Origin of the sequence: Algoriphagus lutimaris (assembly GCF_017051705.1) — a bacterium.
Taxonomy (GTDB): Bacteria; Bacteroidota; Bacteroidia; order Cytophagales; family Cyclobacteriaceae; genus Algoriphagus; species Algoriphagus lutimaris.
Window position 1 is genome coordinate 229974 of the sequence record NZ_JAFIDJ010000001.1, and the last position, 15739, is coordinate 245712.

General features: G+C 39.4%; 10 protein-coding genes. 6 read left to right on the forward strand and 4 right to left on the reverse strand.

The window, feature by feature from the left end:
* Nucleotides 1-73: 73 nt before the first annotated feature.
* Nucleotides 74-2725 carry a PQQ-dependent sugar dehydrogenase gene (locus JYB62_RS00960; RefSeq protein WP_205643582.1) on the forward strand — a complete coding sequence of 884 codons (2652 nt, stop codon included), beginning with the start codon at nucleotides 74-76 and terminating at the stop codon, nucleotides 2723-2725.
* A gap of 77 nt (nucleotides 2726-2802) precedes the next feature.
* Here the strand turns inward: JYB62_RS00960 and JYB62_RS00965 are convergent, their stop codons facing one another.
* Nucleotides 2803-3324 carry a TerB family tellurite resistance protein gene (locus JYB62_RS00965; protein ID WP_205643583.1) on the reverse strand — a complete coding sequence of 174 codons (522 nt, stop codon included), beginning with the start codon at nucleotides 3322-3324 and terminating at the stop codon, nucleotides 2803-2805.
* Nucleotides 3325-3513: 189 nt separating this feature from the next.
* Here JYB62_RS00965 and JYB62_RS00970 point away from each other — a divergent pair, with 189 nt between their 5' ends.
* Nucleotides 3514-4053, forward strand: coding sequence for a hypothetical protein (locus JYB62_RS00970; RefSeq protein WP_205643584.1), 540 nt, complete (start codon nucleotides 3514-3516; stop codon nucleotides 4051-4053).
* A gap of 3 nt (nucleotides 4054-4056) precedes the next feature.
* On the opposite strand, the gene JYB62_RS00975 is transcribed toward JYB62_RS00970, so the two are convergent.
* A complete protein-coding gene (locus JYB62_RS00975; RefSeq protein ID WP_205643585.1) occupies nucleotides 4057-5409 on the reverse strand; it encodes a sensor histidine kinase in 1353 nt (450 codons plus the stop codon).
* Nucleotides 5399-6787: a sigma-54-dependent transcriptional regulator gene (locus JYB62_RS00980; protein WP_205643586.1), complete on the reverse strand. Its 1389-nt coding sequence runs from the start codon at nucleotides 6785-6787 to the stop codon at nucleotides 5399-5401. The genes JYB62_RS00975 and JYB62_RS00980 overlap by 11 nt, the downstream gene beginning before the upstream one ends.
* A gap of 340 nt (nucleotides 6788-7127) precedes the next feature.
* On the opposite strand from JYB62_RS00980, the gene JYB62_RS00985 reads away from it, so the two are divergent.
* The 4 genes from JYB62_RS00985 (at nucleotide 7128) to JYB62_RS01000 (ending at nucleotide 14573) form a co-directional block, all read left to right on the forward strand.
* Nucleotides 7128-8375, forward strand: a complete 1248-nt coding sequence (locus JYB62_RS00985; RefSeq protein ID WP_205643587.1) for an efflux RND transporter periplasmic adaptor subunit — start codon at nucleotides 7128-7130, stop codon at nucleotides 8373-8375.
* Between the two features lie 203 nt (nucleotides 8376-8578).
* Entirely contained in the window at nucleotides 8579-9277 is a 699-nt protein-coding gene (locus JYB62_RS00990) for an ABC transporter ATP-binding protein (protein WP_074224837.1), read from the forward strand.
* Nucleotides 9278-9445: 168 nt separating this feature from the next.
* The gene (locus JYB62_RS00995) at nucleotides 9446-11806 is read left to right on the forward strand and encodes an ABC transporter permease (protein ID WP_205643588.1); all 2361 of its coding nucleotides are present in this window, start codon (nucleotides 9446-9448) and stop codon (nucleotides 11804-11806) included.
* Nucleotides 11807-12119: 313 nt separating this feature from the next.
* Entirely contained in the window at nucleotides 12120-14573 is a 2454-nt protein-coding gene (locus tag JYB62_RS01000) for an ABC transporter permease (RefSeq protein WP_205643589.1), read from the forward strand.
* Nucleotides 14574-14866: 293 nt separating this feature from the next.
* On the opposite strand, the gene JYB62_RS01005 is transcribed toward JYB62_RS01000, so the two are convergent.
* Nucleotides 14867-15274 carry a MoaF-related domain-containing protein gene (locus JYB62_RS01005; RefSeq protein WP_205643590.1) on the reverse strand — a complete coding sequence of 136 codons (408 nt, stop codon included), beginning with the start codon at nucleotides 15272-15274 and terminating at the stop codon, nucleotides 14867-14869.
* Between the last annotated feature and the right edge of the window lie 465 nt (nucleotides 15275-15739).

Here is a 15739-nt window from a genome sequence, read left to right on the forward strand (position 1 = left end):
ATCCACCATCGGTAATTTTATACAAAACTAAATTTTATATCTTGGGCATTGCCAAAAAATAAGTATAGAATTTATGAAGAAATGGTTGTTGGTCATGGCTTTTTTAGGTGGTTGCCTTAGTAGTTGTACCGAACAAGATTCAGACCCATTTGCTACAGTCAAACCTGACGAAAGTAGATTTACAAAAGTCACCCTAGTTGAGAAATTGAATGAACCCATGGAAATTGAGGTTCTGGATAATCTAGATGTTTTGATCATTGAACGAGCTGGGAAAATCAGACTTTATCAACACGAAACCGGAGAATTAGTAGAGGCTGGGTTTTTACCTGTTTATCCAGAGCGGGAAGACGGGCTGATGGGATTGGCCAAGGATCCTGATTTTGAAAATAACCATTGGATTTACCTATACTATGCCCCACCTAATACCACCATTAATAGACTTTCCAGATTTGATTTTAAAGATAATCTGGTAGATCTGGCTTCCGAAAAGGTATTGTTAGATATCCCGATTTACAGAGATTGTTGCCATTCTGGTGGTTCCCTGGAGTTTGATCGACATGGTAATTTGTTTTTATCCCTAGGGGATGATTCCACACCCTTTGAGTCCAGTAACTATAATCCGATCGATGAGCGTGAGTTTAGAGATGAAAATGTGGATGCCCAAAGATCTTCGGGCAATGCCAATGATTTGCGAGGGGCTATTTTGAGAATTCATCCAGAACCCGATGGTACTTATTCTATTCCTGAGGGAAATTTATTCCCGGTAGGTACGGAAGGGACTCGGCCGGAAATTTATGTGATGGGAAACAGGAATCCTTTTCGAATTGCCATCGATCCGCATAATGACAATCTCTTTTGGGGAGAAGTGGGGCCAGATGCTGCGGTAAGTGATTCTCTCCGAGGTCCCAAAGGCCATGATGAATATAACTTGGCTACCAAACCTGGTTTTTATGGTTGGCCATATTTTGTGGGGGACAATAAAGCCTATTGGAAATTTGATTTCGCTACAGGTGAATCCTTATTCCAATTTGATCCCAATGCCCCAATCAATACTTCTCCAAGAAATACTGGAATTCAGCAGTTGCCCCCAGCTCAAAAACCTTTGATCTGGTACCCTTATGATGAGTCAGAGGAATTTCCGATGCTAGGAACAGGAGGTAGAAATGCAATGGCTGGACCGGTTTATTACCGGGAGGATTATGGAGATTCTGAAGTGAGATTTCCAGGTTATTTCAACGGAAAGTCCATTTTCTATGATTGGATGAGAAACTGGATTTTTATGGTCAGTCTTACGGAAGATAATGAATTGGATACGTTAGAGCGGTTCATGCCATCTACCAATTTTGACAAGCCCATGGATATGCAATATGGGCCTGATGGAGCATTGTATATTTTGGAATATGGTACTTTCTGGCGTTCCCAAAACGATAATTCTGGAGTCTATAGAATTGAATTTTCTGCAGGAAACCGGAAACCATCGGTTCAGCTGAATGCTAATCAAAGAGTTGGAGCAGCACCTTTACAGGTACAGTTTTCTTCTGAAGGGACTCAGGATTTTGATGAGGGTGATAAGCTTAGTTACCAGTGGAAATTCGGAGATATAGGAAGTTCACAAGACAAAAACCCAAGCTTTACCTTTGAAAAACCAGGAGTTTACCCGGTTACCTTGACCGTAACTGACCCTTCCGGAGCCAGTGCTGAAAAATCCATGGAGATACTTGTAGGGAATGAAGCTCCAGTGGTAGACATAGATTGGAATGGGAACCAAAGCTTTTATTTCGCTGGCGATCAGGTCTCTTATGAGGTATTGGTTTCAGATCAAGAAGATGCCGAAATCAATGATTCAAAAATTGAATTTAGCATTGATTACATGGAAGGAGGCTTTGATCTCATTCAAACAGGTCATCAAGAAGAAGTGCTAAGCTTAGGGGAGACTTTAATCAATCAATCTGGATGTAAAGGCTGTCATGGGATTGCTGATAAGTCAGTAGGTCCTAGCTATACACAAGTTTCCCAGAAGTATTTAAATGAGCCAGAAGCAAAAGCCTATTTGGTGAATAAAGTAATCAAGGGAGGTGCAGGAGTTTGGGGTGATACAGAGATGCCTGGCCACGTCCATCTAGATGAAAATGAGATAGAGGAAATGGTGGATTTTATTTTAGCCATTGCCGATCCTACCCTCAAAGAAAGAACCCTTCCTTTGGCAGGAATCTATCAGATAGATCCTTCAAGCACTGGTGAATCATATTATTTAATTCAGGCATCCTATGAAGATCAAGGAGCCAATGGTATCAAACCTTTGAAGTCATCTAAACAGCTGGTATTAAGAAACCCAACACTATCACCTACCAGTGCGGATGAATTTATACATGTGGCCAAATCCAATGAGAATAACTCTCACTTCGTGAAGTTTACCGAAAAGGGAGCTTACATTAAATTTGATCAATTGGATCTTAGTGGTATTTCCTTGTTGGAAATGGAAGTAGAGCCAGGAAGAATTTCAGGAAAGTTGGAAGTAAGAGCAGGGAGTGTAGAAGGAGAGCTTATTGGGGAGTCCAGATTGGTGGACAATTCTCAGAAACCAAAAGATGAGCAGTTCTTAACGGTAGAAATTCCAATTTCAAAAATGACGGCACCGACAGATATTTATCTAATTCTACGTACGGATTCTGGAATATCGATTTGGTCCACTTTTAATATATATTCCATTCAATTTAAAAGATAACCAAAATGATTATCCCATTGAAGGCCATGGCATGGCTTTCAATGGGATAATCTTGAGATTTTAGAATTAGGATTTAATTAATCAATTTTCAGAAACTCCAAGAAATACTTGGTAAGGTATTTGTACTCCTCCTGTTCTATTTTGCCAGCATCTATGGCTTTTTTTACCACAGCGGTAATTTCATTAAAAGGGTAAATATCCTTCAAGTGATCGTGATCAGTTAACCATTTTTGTAGCAGATTTAACTCAAATTGGTTGATGTCTCCATCTGCCATGATTCCATAACAAACTCCTTGTAAGAAATGCAGGTCTGCTTTGATTTGATCCTTTTCTTCAAAAGAGGGAGAATATTTCGCAATTATTTCTTTCAGTTCGATTATTTCTTCTGAGCCCAGGACACCACTTTTGATTTTTTCTTTTACCTCTTCATGAAAATCCTTGAATGGATCAATTGAGCACAAACCGTCATGGGTTTGACACCAGGATTTGAGTGCATCGAATTCACTTTTTGTTATATGCCCATCCATGGCAATACCATTGATGAGTCCATTCAAATTGTGAAAAGCTATTTGGGTTTGGGTGATGATATTTTCTTCCATATCCTCTTTTTTTTGTATATAAGTTACAAATACTTGATCTACTATAAAATACCCAGTACAGGGTAATTTTGAAAAGTTTGTTGTCACCTAAAAGAGTTTGTGAAAGAAAAGTAGATTGCTTACTCTTGAATAAGAACTTAGAAGGAGGTAAAAGCGTAACAATCACTTGTTCACCAGATTTTCCTAGCGATGAAAAAGTCAATATTTATAATTGCCTTATTGATAGGTAATTTTATTTCTTCTAATGCACAACAATCCAATTGGGAACTGCCAAAAATCAATATTCCTTTGGTCACAGAGGGGGAAGAAATAGCAAATCTGGGAGTTGAAAAAAGTCTGGAGTATGCAGATCTAAATGTAGGGTCGAAATCTTACCGGATATTGCTGAATAATAGCAGCAAAAAATGTAAAATTATCGATTTGGAGTCTGATCAAGTGTTAGCAGAAGGCAAAAGTCTGAATAGCTTCCAGTTGGCAAACTTGACTTTTACAGATGGTGAAGTTTTCAATTTTGAAAAGAAGAAGAAAAAGGAAGGCTATGATATAATCGGCCCTTCTGGGCTTTTATTCAGTGTAGAAAATAGGGGATTGGCTTCAATAGAGGTAAATAATGAAAAGGAATTGATCGCTCAGTCTATTTTTGTTTTTAAAAGATTAAGGGATCTGTATCGGCAAACGCCCGTCGTGTATAATTACTATACCGATTATTATTCCTCATTATACAACTGATAGTTATCTGAAATTTAGGGTAAAGACTGTCTTTTCATTTGGGGTGGAAGTCACTTGTAAACTTCCCCTATGAAGGTTCATGATTTGCCTTGAAATCGCCAAACCAATTCCTGACCCTGTTTTTTTAGTGGTATAGAAAGGAACAAATATTCGTTCGAGTGCCTCTGGAATAATTCCCGGGCCGTGATCTTCCACCCGTATCATTATTCCCATATCACCCTGTGATAAGGCAGACAGCCAAATGGTTCTTTCTTCTTGATTTTGTAATGACTCATTGGCATTTTTTACGAGGTTGATCAAAATCATCGCGATTTGATCTGGATCACAATTGATTTCAAGGTCCTCAGGCATGATTTCTGTCACAATTTTAACATCCGACACTTTCAGGTCCTCCTTCATTAAAATGAGGACATTTTCAAACAATGATTTAACAGAAATCAGCTCCTTTTTAGGAGTTGGTATATTGGTGTAATCCCTGTAGGCATTGACAAATGCCACCAAGCCTTTGCTTCTGTTGGCGATGGTTTCCAATCCTTCCTGTATGTCTTGATAGCCGTCTTTCTTGATCAAAAACCCTTCTTTTTGCACGTAGGAGTCTTCTTCTAAAATAGTGCTCAATGAATCTACCAAACTTGAAATAGGGGTGATGGAATTCATGATTTCATGTCTCAACACTTTGGTAAGGTTTTGCCATGCTTCCAATTCGTTGGATTGAAGTTCCGCATTGATGTTTTGTAATGACAGCAACGTCCAACTTTGGCCTCCCATTTTTAAAGAGGTGGACTGAATGATCAAGTGTAGGTTTGGATTAACCCGATAAGAGATTCGCTGACCAGGTTTCATTTCCATGACCTGCTCTAATAAAGAAGTAGAAAGTTTGCCTAAATCAGAAATATCCCGAAACTGAGGGATTTGTAATAAATGCTTTGCGGCATTGTTGATCACTCCGATTTTGCCTTCGGAATTGAAAGAGATAATCCCCGAGTTGATATGCTGGATAATCACTTGAAGAAACAGCATTTGTTCCTCCTTTTCAGCCCTGGTTTGTTTAAAAACGTTCATGACTTCATTAAATGCCATGTTAACTTCTCTAAAGGAACCTCCCATTTGGCTATCCGAAGTAAAGGAGCTGGAGAAATCAGTAAAACGAATGGAGTCTAGAAATCGGGCAAGCTTATGATTGATGGAGTTGACATAGTAAATCAGCTCGCCTATTTGGATCAAGGCTATCAGCCCCAAAATCCCTGGGGCTAGCCATAAATCTTGCCTATAGTAAAGCCATAAACCTAGGTATAGGCATAGAATAATCAGGAAAATCCTAAATCCTACGCCTATCGAAAACCGCTTATAAACCATATTTTTCCAGTCTACGATAAAGTGAGGAGCGAGTCAATCCTAATTCCTCAGCGGCTCTAGTGATATGTCCATTATGTTTCTGAAGGGCTTTACGAATCAAAATTCGTTCTACATCTTCAATATTTAAGTGCTCTAAACTCACTGACTCATCCTTGTTTTCCGGCTGCTGCATTTTTTGCAGGAATAGGTCTTCAGGCTGAAGCACATTATGATTACTCATAATGACTGCCCTTTCAATGCTATGTTGAAGTTCCCGGATGTTTCCAGGCCAATGGTACTTCATCATCCGTTTGATCAAAGGTTCTGAAGCTTTTCTGACATCCTTATTGTATTTCTTGGCATAAAAGGCAATAAAGTGATTGGCCAGCAACATGATGTCGTCATCTCGCTCCCTTAAAGGAGGAAGCTGGATTTCAATTGTATTGATCCTGTATAATAAATCTTGACGGAAACTATTGTCATATACCATGTTGTGTATTGGCATATTAGTAGCCGAAATTAAACGAATGTTGACATCAATGGCTCGATTCGCTCCCACACGGGTGACCTGTCTATTTTGTAATACCGCGAGTAATTTGGCTTGTAAAGGAAGGGGTAAATTTCCGATTTCATCCAAAAAGAGGGTGCCTTTATGTGCTTGTTCAAATCTTCCTGCTCTGTCTTCTTTGGCATCTGTAAAGGAGCCTTTTTTATGACCGAATAATTCCGATTCAAAGAGGGATTGAGTGATGGAGCCAAGATCTACTCCTACAAAAGCCTCTTTATTTCTCCTACTATGTCTATGAATAGCTCTGGCAATCAATTCTTTTCCGGTACCGTTTTCGCCTAAGATCAAAACATTTGCATCGGTAGAAGCTACTCGTTCAATGGTTTCATAGACTTTTTGCATGACCGCACTTTGACCGATAATTTCGCTGAACTTGCGGTCCATGTCCGCCTGAAGTGTTTGCTTCTGGTCTTTCAGTAAATCTACTTCCAGTTTTTTCTGGCGTAATTTGAGCGCAGAATTAAGGGTGGCCAACAAGCGTTCATTTTCCCATGGCTTCAAGACAAAATCGGTGGCTCCCTCCTTGATTGCTCTTACAGCAAGGTTGACATCGCCATAGGCAGTTATCAATACCACCACAGCGGAAGGGTCTAATTCTAGAATTCGGTCAAGCCAATAAAAACCTTCCTGCCCGGAACTCACATCCTTGGTGAAGTTCATATCCAGCATGATCACGTCATATTGCTCATTGTGAGTCAAAATAGGAAGTAGGTCTGGGTTAGTTTCAGTATCTACTTGCGCAAAATGTCTTTTTAGAAAAATCTTGGCAGCTTTTAGTAGGTCTTCATTGTCATCAATAATGAGAATTTTACCAATTTTTTGCTCACTCATTTATTTGTTGGGTTTAAAAGAATAATATGTAGGCTTTCGCCTTATTCAAATAACTGCACTGTAGTGTTCCAAAAGCATACCGAATTCTACATTTACAATAATTTAAAATCAAATCCAGCCCTATGACGATAATTAGGCCATATTAATTCTTTTCGGGGCAGTTATCCACTCTTGATAAAAATAAGAAAGTTGAATGAGTTTTGTTCGCCTGCGAACAAAAATGTTCGGGAGATCCAAATTCAAAAAAGGTGAAACCTCCAATATAAGCCTGAGAACGCTATTTTTTTGATGGCATACCATTTGGCATAAAGGGTATAGCCGAAAATGGCAGATACACACAATGGACAGAAAAATACAAAAGAAGACCTGGACGCCCAGGAGGATTGCATGGATTGTTGGAGGAGCAGCATTGCTCTTCGGAATTATTTATCAAATAGGCTTTGCGGATCACCGTTCTACCATGAATGTAGAGCGAGATCGGTTAAGTATTGCTACGGTAAGTAAAGGAGAGTTTACAGATTATATTTTGGTCTCTGGCCAAATAGAACCTGCACAGACTTTTTTCCTAGATGCTGTAGAAGGTGGGATGGTTGCCGAAATTGTTAGGGAGTCCGGAGCCTTGGTAGATGTGGGTGATACAATTTTGATTATGGCTAACTCCAATCTACAATTGGATGTTATGCAGCGTGAAACGATGTTGTATGAGCAAATCAATAACCTGCGACAAACTCGTCTCTTTTTAGATCAAAATGATTTGAGTCAACAAGGGCAATTGGCTGAAATTGATTACCAGATCAGTTTATTGGAGCCTCAATATAAACGATTCAAGGAGCTTCATGAGAAAAACCTGGTTTCAGACCGTGAGTTCGAGGAAGTCGCTGAGCAGTATGAATATAATTTGAAGCGTAAGGAGCTTACTTATGCATCTTATAAAAGTGATTCTATCGCAAGAGCATATCAGCTAGCTCAACTTAGGCAGTCAGAAAGTAGAATGAATGCTTCTCTTAATGGAGTAGGTCGGATTTTGGATAATCTGGTAATCAAGGCTCCAATTGCTGGACAGTTGGCCATGGAGCAGATTGAAGTAGGGCAAGCAATCAACTCGGGAGAGCGTTATGGGCAAATCGATGTCTTGGACGAGTTTAAAGTGAGAGTTCCGATCGATGAATTATACCTGCCAAGAATTGGGCAAGGGCTAAGAGGTAAATTTACGTTGAGTGGTGTAGACCATGAATTGGAGATTATGAAAATCTATCCAACCATTACCAATGGCCGATTCGAAGTGGATATGAATTTTACAGGAGAAAGTCCACAAGGGATCAGACGTGGTCAAAGTGTAAGAATCAGGCTGGAGTTAGGTGACAGCGAACAAAGCTTATTGCTACCTACTGGAGGCTTCTTTAAAGATACCGGAGGAAACTGGGTATTTGTTTTGAACTCTGCTGGAAATGCTGAGAAAAGAAATATCCGTTTGGGAAGAAAGAATCCTGAGTATTATGAAGTTTTGGAAGGTTTAGTAGAGGGAGAAAGGGTGATTGTATCTGGATATGAGAATTTCGGTGATAACGAAGTGCTGGAGCTGAAATAGAAATGTGAAGTTTGAAAAAAGAGATGAGAAGTGAGGAATAAGATGTCATGGATATAATGTGACCCCATGCAACCAAAACCAGATTCTTGTCATCTAATAATTAGGATAGAAATAGTTAAATCAAAAAATAAAATAAATACTAAAATCACTGATTGAGCCGAGTCAGATCAGCGACTTCGGACATCGGGCAATAACAACACCATATGGAAAACGTCATCAAAACCGTCAATCTTAGGAAAATGTATGCTACCGAAGAGGTAGAAACTACTGCTTTGGATAGTATCCAGATCGAAATTAAAAAAGGAGAATTTGTCGCTATCATGGGGCCATCCGGTTGTGGTAAATCCACCCTTTTAAATATTCTTGGTTTGTTGGATAATCCAGATGCCGGTGAATATTATTTCTTGGATCAGGAAGTTGCCAAGTTTTCTGAAAGACAACGCTCGTCCTTGAGAAAAGGGAATATCGGATTCGTGTTTCAGAGCTTTAATCTTATCGATGAACTGACAGTTTTTGAAAACGTAGAGCTACCTCTATTGTATTTGAAAATCCCTGCAGATGAGCGCAAAACAAGAGTGGAGGAAGTTTTGACAAGGATGAACATCATGCACCGTCGAAATCACTTCCCACAGCAGCTTTCCGGTGGTCAGCAGCAACGTGTTGCGATTGCCAGAGCCATTGTCGCAAAACCTTCTGTAATCCTTGCCGATGAGCCTACAGGTAATTTGGACTCAACCAATGGTGAAGAAGTAATGCGCTTATTGGAAGAGTTAAATAATGAAGGAACTACCATTGTGATGGTAACTCACTCTCCTCATGATGCCAACTATGCCCACAGAACGATCAACTTATTTGATGGTAAGGTGGTGACTGAAAATATTCGTGAGCAGTTTCACGTGTAAAAAGCTCGAAGCGCAATCCGTCACTGCGAGGAGGAATGACAAAGCAGTCTCGTTTTAAAGAAGTACTTATCCTGAAAAGGAGGGATTGATTTCTTATGGCGAGATTGCTTCTCCCGATTATCGGGATCGCAATGACGAAAAAGCACCTTAAACTAAACCAACTTCCCCATGCTACGTCATCAAATATTATTGACCTTTAGAAGCTTCATGAAGTCCAAACATACCTTTGTGATCAATCTTCTTGGGTTGACTGTAGGTTTGACTACTGTCATTTTGATTTTGCTTTGGGTGAAGGATGAGTTGAGTATCAATCGCTACCATTCCCGGCTAGATCAGATCGTGACGGTGATGACTAATCATGATAATTCTACAGGGATTGTCACAATCAATTACACGCCTGCTGAAATGGCAGAAGCCATGAAGGCTGAACTTTCTCAGGTGGAAAAAGCTACTGCCTTTTCTCCTTTTATTGAAGGGGTTTCCTTTGAACAAGGGGATACTAAAATGAAGGGGGATGGTTTTTTTGTGGACCAGGATTATTTCCAAATTTTTGATGTGGACTTCCTTGTCGGAAATCCAGATAAGGCTCTGGAAGATATTAATTCAGTAACCCTTTCAGAATCTCTGGCGACCAAGCTTTTTGGAAGCCCTCAACTGGCCTTAGGGAAATCATTGAAATGGCAGGTTTTTGATTTTACCAATGAGGTGGAGATTACTGGAGTCTATGAGGATTTTGGTAAGCTGGATGTGACCAAGCCTGATTTTTTGTTGTCATTTCCCTACTTTAAGCAAATGCTAGGGGATGGAGCACATTGGGACAATTTCAATGCATCAACCAGTTTATTGTTAAAAGAGGGAACTGATATTGCCAGTTTTAATGGGCAAATCACCGATTTTATTAAAAATAAAGAAGCTGAATCCAATGTTTCGGTATTTGTTCAGCCATTTGGAGATGCTTATTTATATGGAAGATATGAAGATGGCAAAATTGCCGGAGGAAGGATTAGTTATGTGAAAATATTTTCTGCTATTGCCCTTTTTATCTTGCTTATTGCCTGTATTAATTTCATGAATTTAAGTACCGCGAGATCCATGAGCAGGCTGAAGGAAATAGGAGTGAAAAAATCCATGGGAGCCAGTAGGGGAGGTTTGTTCTCTCAATTTATTACTGAATCTTTAATGCTTACGCTTTTTGCTTTAATTCTGGCAGTCTTGGTATCTTTTCTATTGCAGCCATTTTTTAATCAAGTTACCTCTAAGTTACTTGTACTAACATTTCAGCCAGATGTAGTACTGATTCTATTTAGTATTTGGTTGATTACAGGGTTATTAGCAGGGATTTATCCAGCTATTTACCTTTCCAGGTTTAAGCCTATAGAAGTGATGAAGTCCAATCTAAAAGGAAGTTTTGGAGAACTTTTGGCAAGAAAAGGATTAGTGGTTTTTCAGTTTTCTATCTCCCTTTTACTCATTATTGGTATTTCGGTTTTGAGTAAGCAAATGAACTATATCCAAAATCAAAATCTGGGTTACAATCAAGCGCATTTATTGGAACTGAATGCTTCTGGAATTGCTCCAAATCAATTGGATACCTACCTCGAAGAAACTAGGAAAGTCCTAGGGGTAAGTAATGCTTCCAGTTTATCGCACCCTTTGGTAGGGCTTGCTAGTTCCACGATCGGATTGACCTGGGATGGAAAAGATCCTGAGGAACAAGTGAAGTTTGAAAATATAACGGTAAACATGGGCTTGATCGAAACCATGGGATTTGAAATGGCGGAAGGCCGTGCTTTCTCTCCAGAATTTGGGGATGAGGATCAAAAAATCATTTTAAATGAAGCTGCCGTGAGAACCATCGGTTTTCAAGATCCTGTAGGTCAAATCGTTAATCTATGGGGTGAAGACAAAGAGGTAATTGGTGTGGTGAAAGATTTCCATTTTGAGTCTTTAAAAGAAACTGTTAAACCTGCATTTCTGAAATACGATCCAGCATTTGCTCAAAAGGTGATGGTGAGAATTGAGTCCAATGATCAACAAGCCAGTATAGCAGGGATATCCGAGGTCTATGAAAAATTCACGGGACAACCTTTGAACTACTCTTTTATGGATGAGGATTATCAGTCCTTGTATGCTTCAGAGCAAAGAGCTTCAAACTTAGCCAAATATTTCGGTACCACAGCCATTTTCCTTTCCTGCCTTGGCCTCTTTGGATTGGCTGCCTTCACTGCCGAAAAGCGTAAAAAGGAAATCGGAGTGCGGAAAGTTATGGGAGCTTCCTTGATGAGCGTGCTGACTTTGGTTTCCAAAGACTTTGTTGCTTTGATTATGGTTTCGATCATCATCGCAGTTCCGATTGCTTGGTATTTCGCTAATAATTGGCTGCAAAGCTATGCTTATCAGACGGATTTGAGTTGGTGGATTTTCGCAGGGTCTGGCGTACTATTGATTTTGATTTCTCTTATCACTGTAGGATACCAAGCCTTTAAAGCAGCTTCTGCCAATCCGGTCAATTCCCTTCGTAGTGAGTAAGGGGATTTATGATGTAGGATGTAAGATATAAGATGTAAGAGATATGAATTAAGATTCTTCATTTTAGGATGAGGAAAATTGGACAGAGAAATCTTGATTCAAAACCTCGTGTTTGATGGAAGGATTCTTTTTTCTTTCTCAACCAAATGGATTTGTACATGAGAAAAAATATCAGGAATCTGAAATACACCTTTTAAAAATATAAAATCCTTAAAGAGCAGTACTTGATGCAACCTTCTGGATCAAGTATGCATCAAATGAAGATAAGGAACCTTTTCTTGAATTTTAGGAACCCACTTAAACCAGCACAGCTATGTTTGAAAACTACTTCAAAATCGCCATTAGGAACTTAAAAAAGCATAAGTTCTACACCTTTATCAATATCCTTGGTTTATCCGTAGGGGTGGCAGTCTGTATGATTATCTCACTTTTTGTCATCAATGAACTCTCATACGACAAGCATTTCAAAGATGCGAACCAGATTTACAGAATTCATTCGGAAATTATTTTTGGTGGAAATCATTGGAATATGACTCAAGCTCCGGCCCCTATGGCAGAGGCACTTCCTGCTGAGTTTCCCGAGGTTGAATATGCGGTTAATTTTAGACAGCGTGGTTCCTATCTGGTCAAAAAAGTAGATCAAAACATCAAAGAAAATAATGTAATCTGGGCCAGCAAGGATTTTTTTAATGTCTTCGGGATGCCACTTTTGGAAGGAAATCAGGAAGGTGTTCTAGCTGAGCCTAGCACCATGGCTATTAGCAAAAGTATTGCTGAGAAGTATTTTCCTGGAGAAAGCGCCTTAGGAAAATCTTTGATTTTGGATAATGAATACGATTTCCGGATCACTGGAGTCTATGAGGATATTCCCCAAAATAGCCACTTCCATTTCGATTTTTTACTTTCTATGGAAGGCTTGGATGAAGCAAAAACCACCTCTTGGCTAAGCAATAATTTCCAGACCTATCTGAAACTAAGGGAAGGGTCTGATCCAGAGGATCTGAATTTGAAGATGAAATCACTGATCAAAAAGAATGTCGAGCCTGAATTAGGTAAAATATTTGGAGAAGGGGCAACAATGGATGCCATGCTTGCTGATGGTGGTAAAATAGAATACGTGCTGCAACCGCTGCTTGATATCCACTTGAAAAGTGATTTGATGGGGGAATTTGAACCGAATTTCAACATTACTTATGTCTATCTTTTTGTAGCGATAGCGTTATTCATCTTGGTCATTGCTTGTATCAATTTCATGAATTTGTCCACGGCACGATCTTCCAACCGTGCCAAAGAAGTAGGGATTCGAAAAGTAATGGGTTCTTACAGGTCTCATTTGATACGACAGTTCTTGATGGAGTCTATTTTGCTGAGTGTAATTTCTTTCTTAATTGCGATTCCAATTGTTGCCTTTCTCTTGCCAGTTTTCAATGATTTGGCAGGGAGAACCTTAGGTATTCCATTTTCACAATTGACGTTTTACATCATTTTGATGGTGGGCGCCATTGGTACAGGTCTTCTGGCTGGAACCTATCCATCATTTTTCCTGTCCGGATTTAAACCCGTGAGCATTTTAAAAGGAAAGGTGGCTTCCGGAATGAAAAGCGGGATGATACGAAGCTCATTAGTGGTATTCCAATTTTCGATTTCCATCATTCTGATCATCGCAACCATCGCGGTATTCAACCAGCTGAATTACATCCAAAACAAGAAGATTGGCTTTAACAAGGATCAAATCATCACAATCGATGACATTTATGCGCTAGGGGATCAGGCAGAAGCTTTCAAGCGGGAGATTTTAGCAAATAGCATGATGGAATCCGGAACGATCACTGGATTCTTGCCAGTAGCAGGCACTTGGAGATCTGATACACCTTGGTGGGCGGAAGGAAAAGATCCAAAGCAAACAGAAAATCTCGTCAGCCTTCAAAACTGGCGTGTGGACTACGATTACGTGAATACCATGGGGATGGAAATTGTAGAAGGAAGAGATTTTTCCGTGGATTTCCCATCTGACTCAAGTGCAGTCATCTTAAACGAATCGGCGGTGAGGCAATTCGACTTTACTGGTGATCCAATCGGACAGAAAATCTACACTTTGGCCGGGGACAATGAAACGATGAATCTAGACGAATTAGAAAGCAAAACGGTAGTAGGGGTCGTGAAGAACTTTCACTTTGAATCGTTAAAGGAGAATATTGGATCTTTGATGATTTTCCTCAGCAAAAGACCTCAAGGGATTGCCTCTTTCCGTTTCAATGCCAATGATACTGATCAGGTGATTGAATTTGTGGAAGCAAAGTGGAATGAATTTGCTCCAGGGCAACCTTTTACTTATTCCTTTTTGGATGATCGCTTTGGGAAAATGTATGCAGCAGAAACCCGACTTGGAAAGGTCTTCGGCATCTTTGCAGGGTTTGCAATTGTAATTGCTTGCTTGGGTTTATTTGCCTTGACGGCATTTACGGCCGAGCAGCGAACCAAAGAAATTGGTATCCGAAAAGTATTGGGTTCGAGCATTGGAAGCATCATCGTTTTATTATCAAAAGAGTTTGCCAAGCTGGTGTTGATCGCCTTCTTGATTGCTTCGCCTGTGGCATGGTATGCCATGAAAAAATGGCTGGAAGATTATCAATTCAAGCAGGATCTAGGCTGGCAGGTATTCTTGGGAGCAGGACTGTTTGCAATTGTGATTGCCTTGTTGACTACCAGTTACCAATCCATCAAAGCTGCCACCGCAAATCCGGTAAATTCCTTGAAAAGCGAATAAATTGATTTAAGATTTTTGATGTAGGATATAAGATTTTGTTTGTCCCAGTTCGTGTCTTCTCGAAGTGGCAACCGATAGGCTCATGGAGACTCGAGCCGGGGCAAGTAGAGTAAATCAACCTTTGAGGCTTTAAAAACCTCGAAGGTTTTTTTGTTTTTTACTTTTTAGTATGTCTTCCCACAATTATCAAGAATAGCTATTCCTGAGAAAATGCTGAAAGATCAACTTTTGATTATTCATGGAAGCCAGTGTTGAATGCCGTAATATTGTAATATGATTCATTATAATTTGAATCACTTTTCCTTTAACGTTAATTGTTCAATTATTCCAGCTTCAAATAGAACTAATTCCTTATCAGTTCCTGCACCAAGTAATGCCGAAGTTGAAAACACATTTTGATTGAAATTAAAAACTATTGTAACGAAAGCTTCACTTGGTTCGAATTTGAAATTTACTATGTAAAGTTTATCTCCAATTTTCCTTGACCTATAGTCACACGTTCCTGAGGCTCCTTTACTAGGACCATCTATCCATTCAAATTTAAACTGACCATCTTCAAGTTCAGCATGAACGGCACTTCCATTTTGATAAAAATATTTCATAGAAGTTCCATCCAATAAATGCTCAACCTGACTTTCTTGTGAAATTGCTTGCAATGAAAATCCCAAAAGGATTAGTAAGAATGTTAAAGAGTGTTTCATAATATGCGTATTAAGTTTTATAAAATTATTGGTTTCTAATGTTCGTTAAAGTAGATGGTTTACAACTTCTTTATAGTACACATTTTATGCACTTATCTCCTTAAAATCGGGTGGATATTTTCACCTTTTCGACTTTTTATCCCTCAAAAAATTATTGTCAATCTCCTCAAAAAAGCTACTAAAATTCCTAGATGGTTTTAGTTATGCAAATGGGTTAAGAAGCGGGGATAAGAAAAGTCAGAAGTCTAAAGCCTGTGCTAGGAATTACTCTGGATTGAAAGGTTTGATAGAGGTGGATTATTGGTAATGAATGAAATCTTTCTTAAAAAAATATTAGCCTTGGGCCGGAAGTAGGGCAGGCAATCTACACCTAGTCCCAGCCATGTTTTATCTTCACCCAGCTGGGGTGGACAAGCCACCCGCAAGGCAGCGCTTTGTCCATTCTTGACTTCTTACAATCAGTCC

What these genes read in the sequence shown, in the direction of transcription:
- JYB62_RS00960 (WP_205643582.1), top strand. Translation starts at nt 74, where the DNA reads ATGAAGAAATGGTTGTTGGTCATGGCTTTTTTAGGTGGTTGCCTTAGT.
- JYB62_RS00985 (WP_205643587.1), top strand. Translation starts at nt 7,128, where the DNA reads ATGGACAGAAAAATACAAAAGAAGACCTGGACGCCCAGGAGGATTGCA.
- JYB62_RS00980 (WP_205643586.1), bottom strand. Translation starts at nt 6,787, where the DNA reads ATGAGTGAGCAAAAAATTGGTAAAATTCTCATTATTGATGACAATGAA.
- JYB62_RS00990 (WP_074224837.1), top strand. Translation starts at nt 8,579, where the DNA reads ATGGAAAACGTCATCAAAACCGTCAATCTTAGGAAAATGTATGCTACC.
- JYB62_RS00970 (WP_205643584.1), top strand. Translation starts at nt 3,514, where the DNA reads ATGAAAAAGTCAATATTTATAATTGCCTTATTGATAGGTAATTTTATT.
- JYB62_RS00995 (WP_205643588.1), top strand. Translation starts at nt 9,446, where the DNA reads ATGCTACGTCATCAAATATTATTGACCTTTAGAAGCTTCATGAAGTCC.
- JYB62_RS01000 (WP_205643589.1), top strand. Translation starts at nt 12,120, where the DNA reads ATGTTTGAAAACTACTTCAAAATCGCCATTAGGAACTTAAAAAAGCAT.
- JYB62_RS00965 (WP_205643583.1), bottom strand. Translation starts at nt 3,324, where the DNA reads ATGGAAGAAAATATCATCACCCAAACCCAAATAGCTTTTCACAATTTG.
- JYB62_RS00975 (WP_205643585.1), bottom strand. Translation starts at nt 5,409, where the DNA reads ATGGTTTATAAGCGGTTTTCGATAGGCGTAGGATTTAGGATTTTCCTG.
- JYB62_RS01005 (WP_205643590.1), bottom strand. Translation starts at nt 15,274, where the DNA reads ATGAAACACTCTTTAACATTCTTACTAATCCTTTTGGGATTTTCATTG.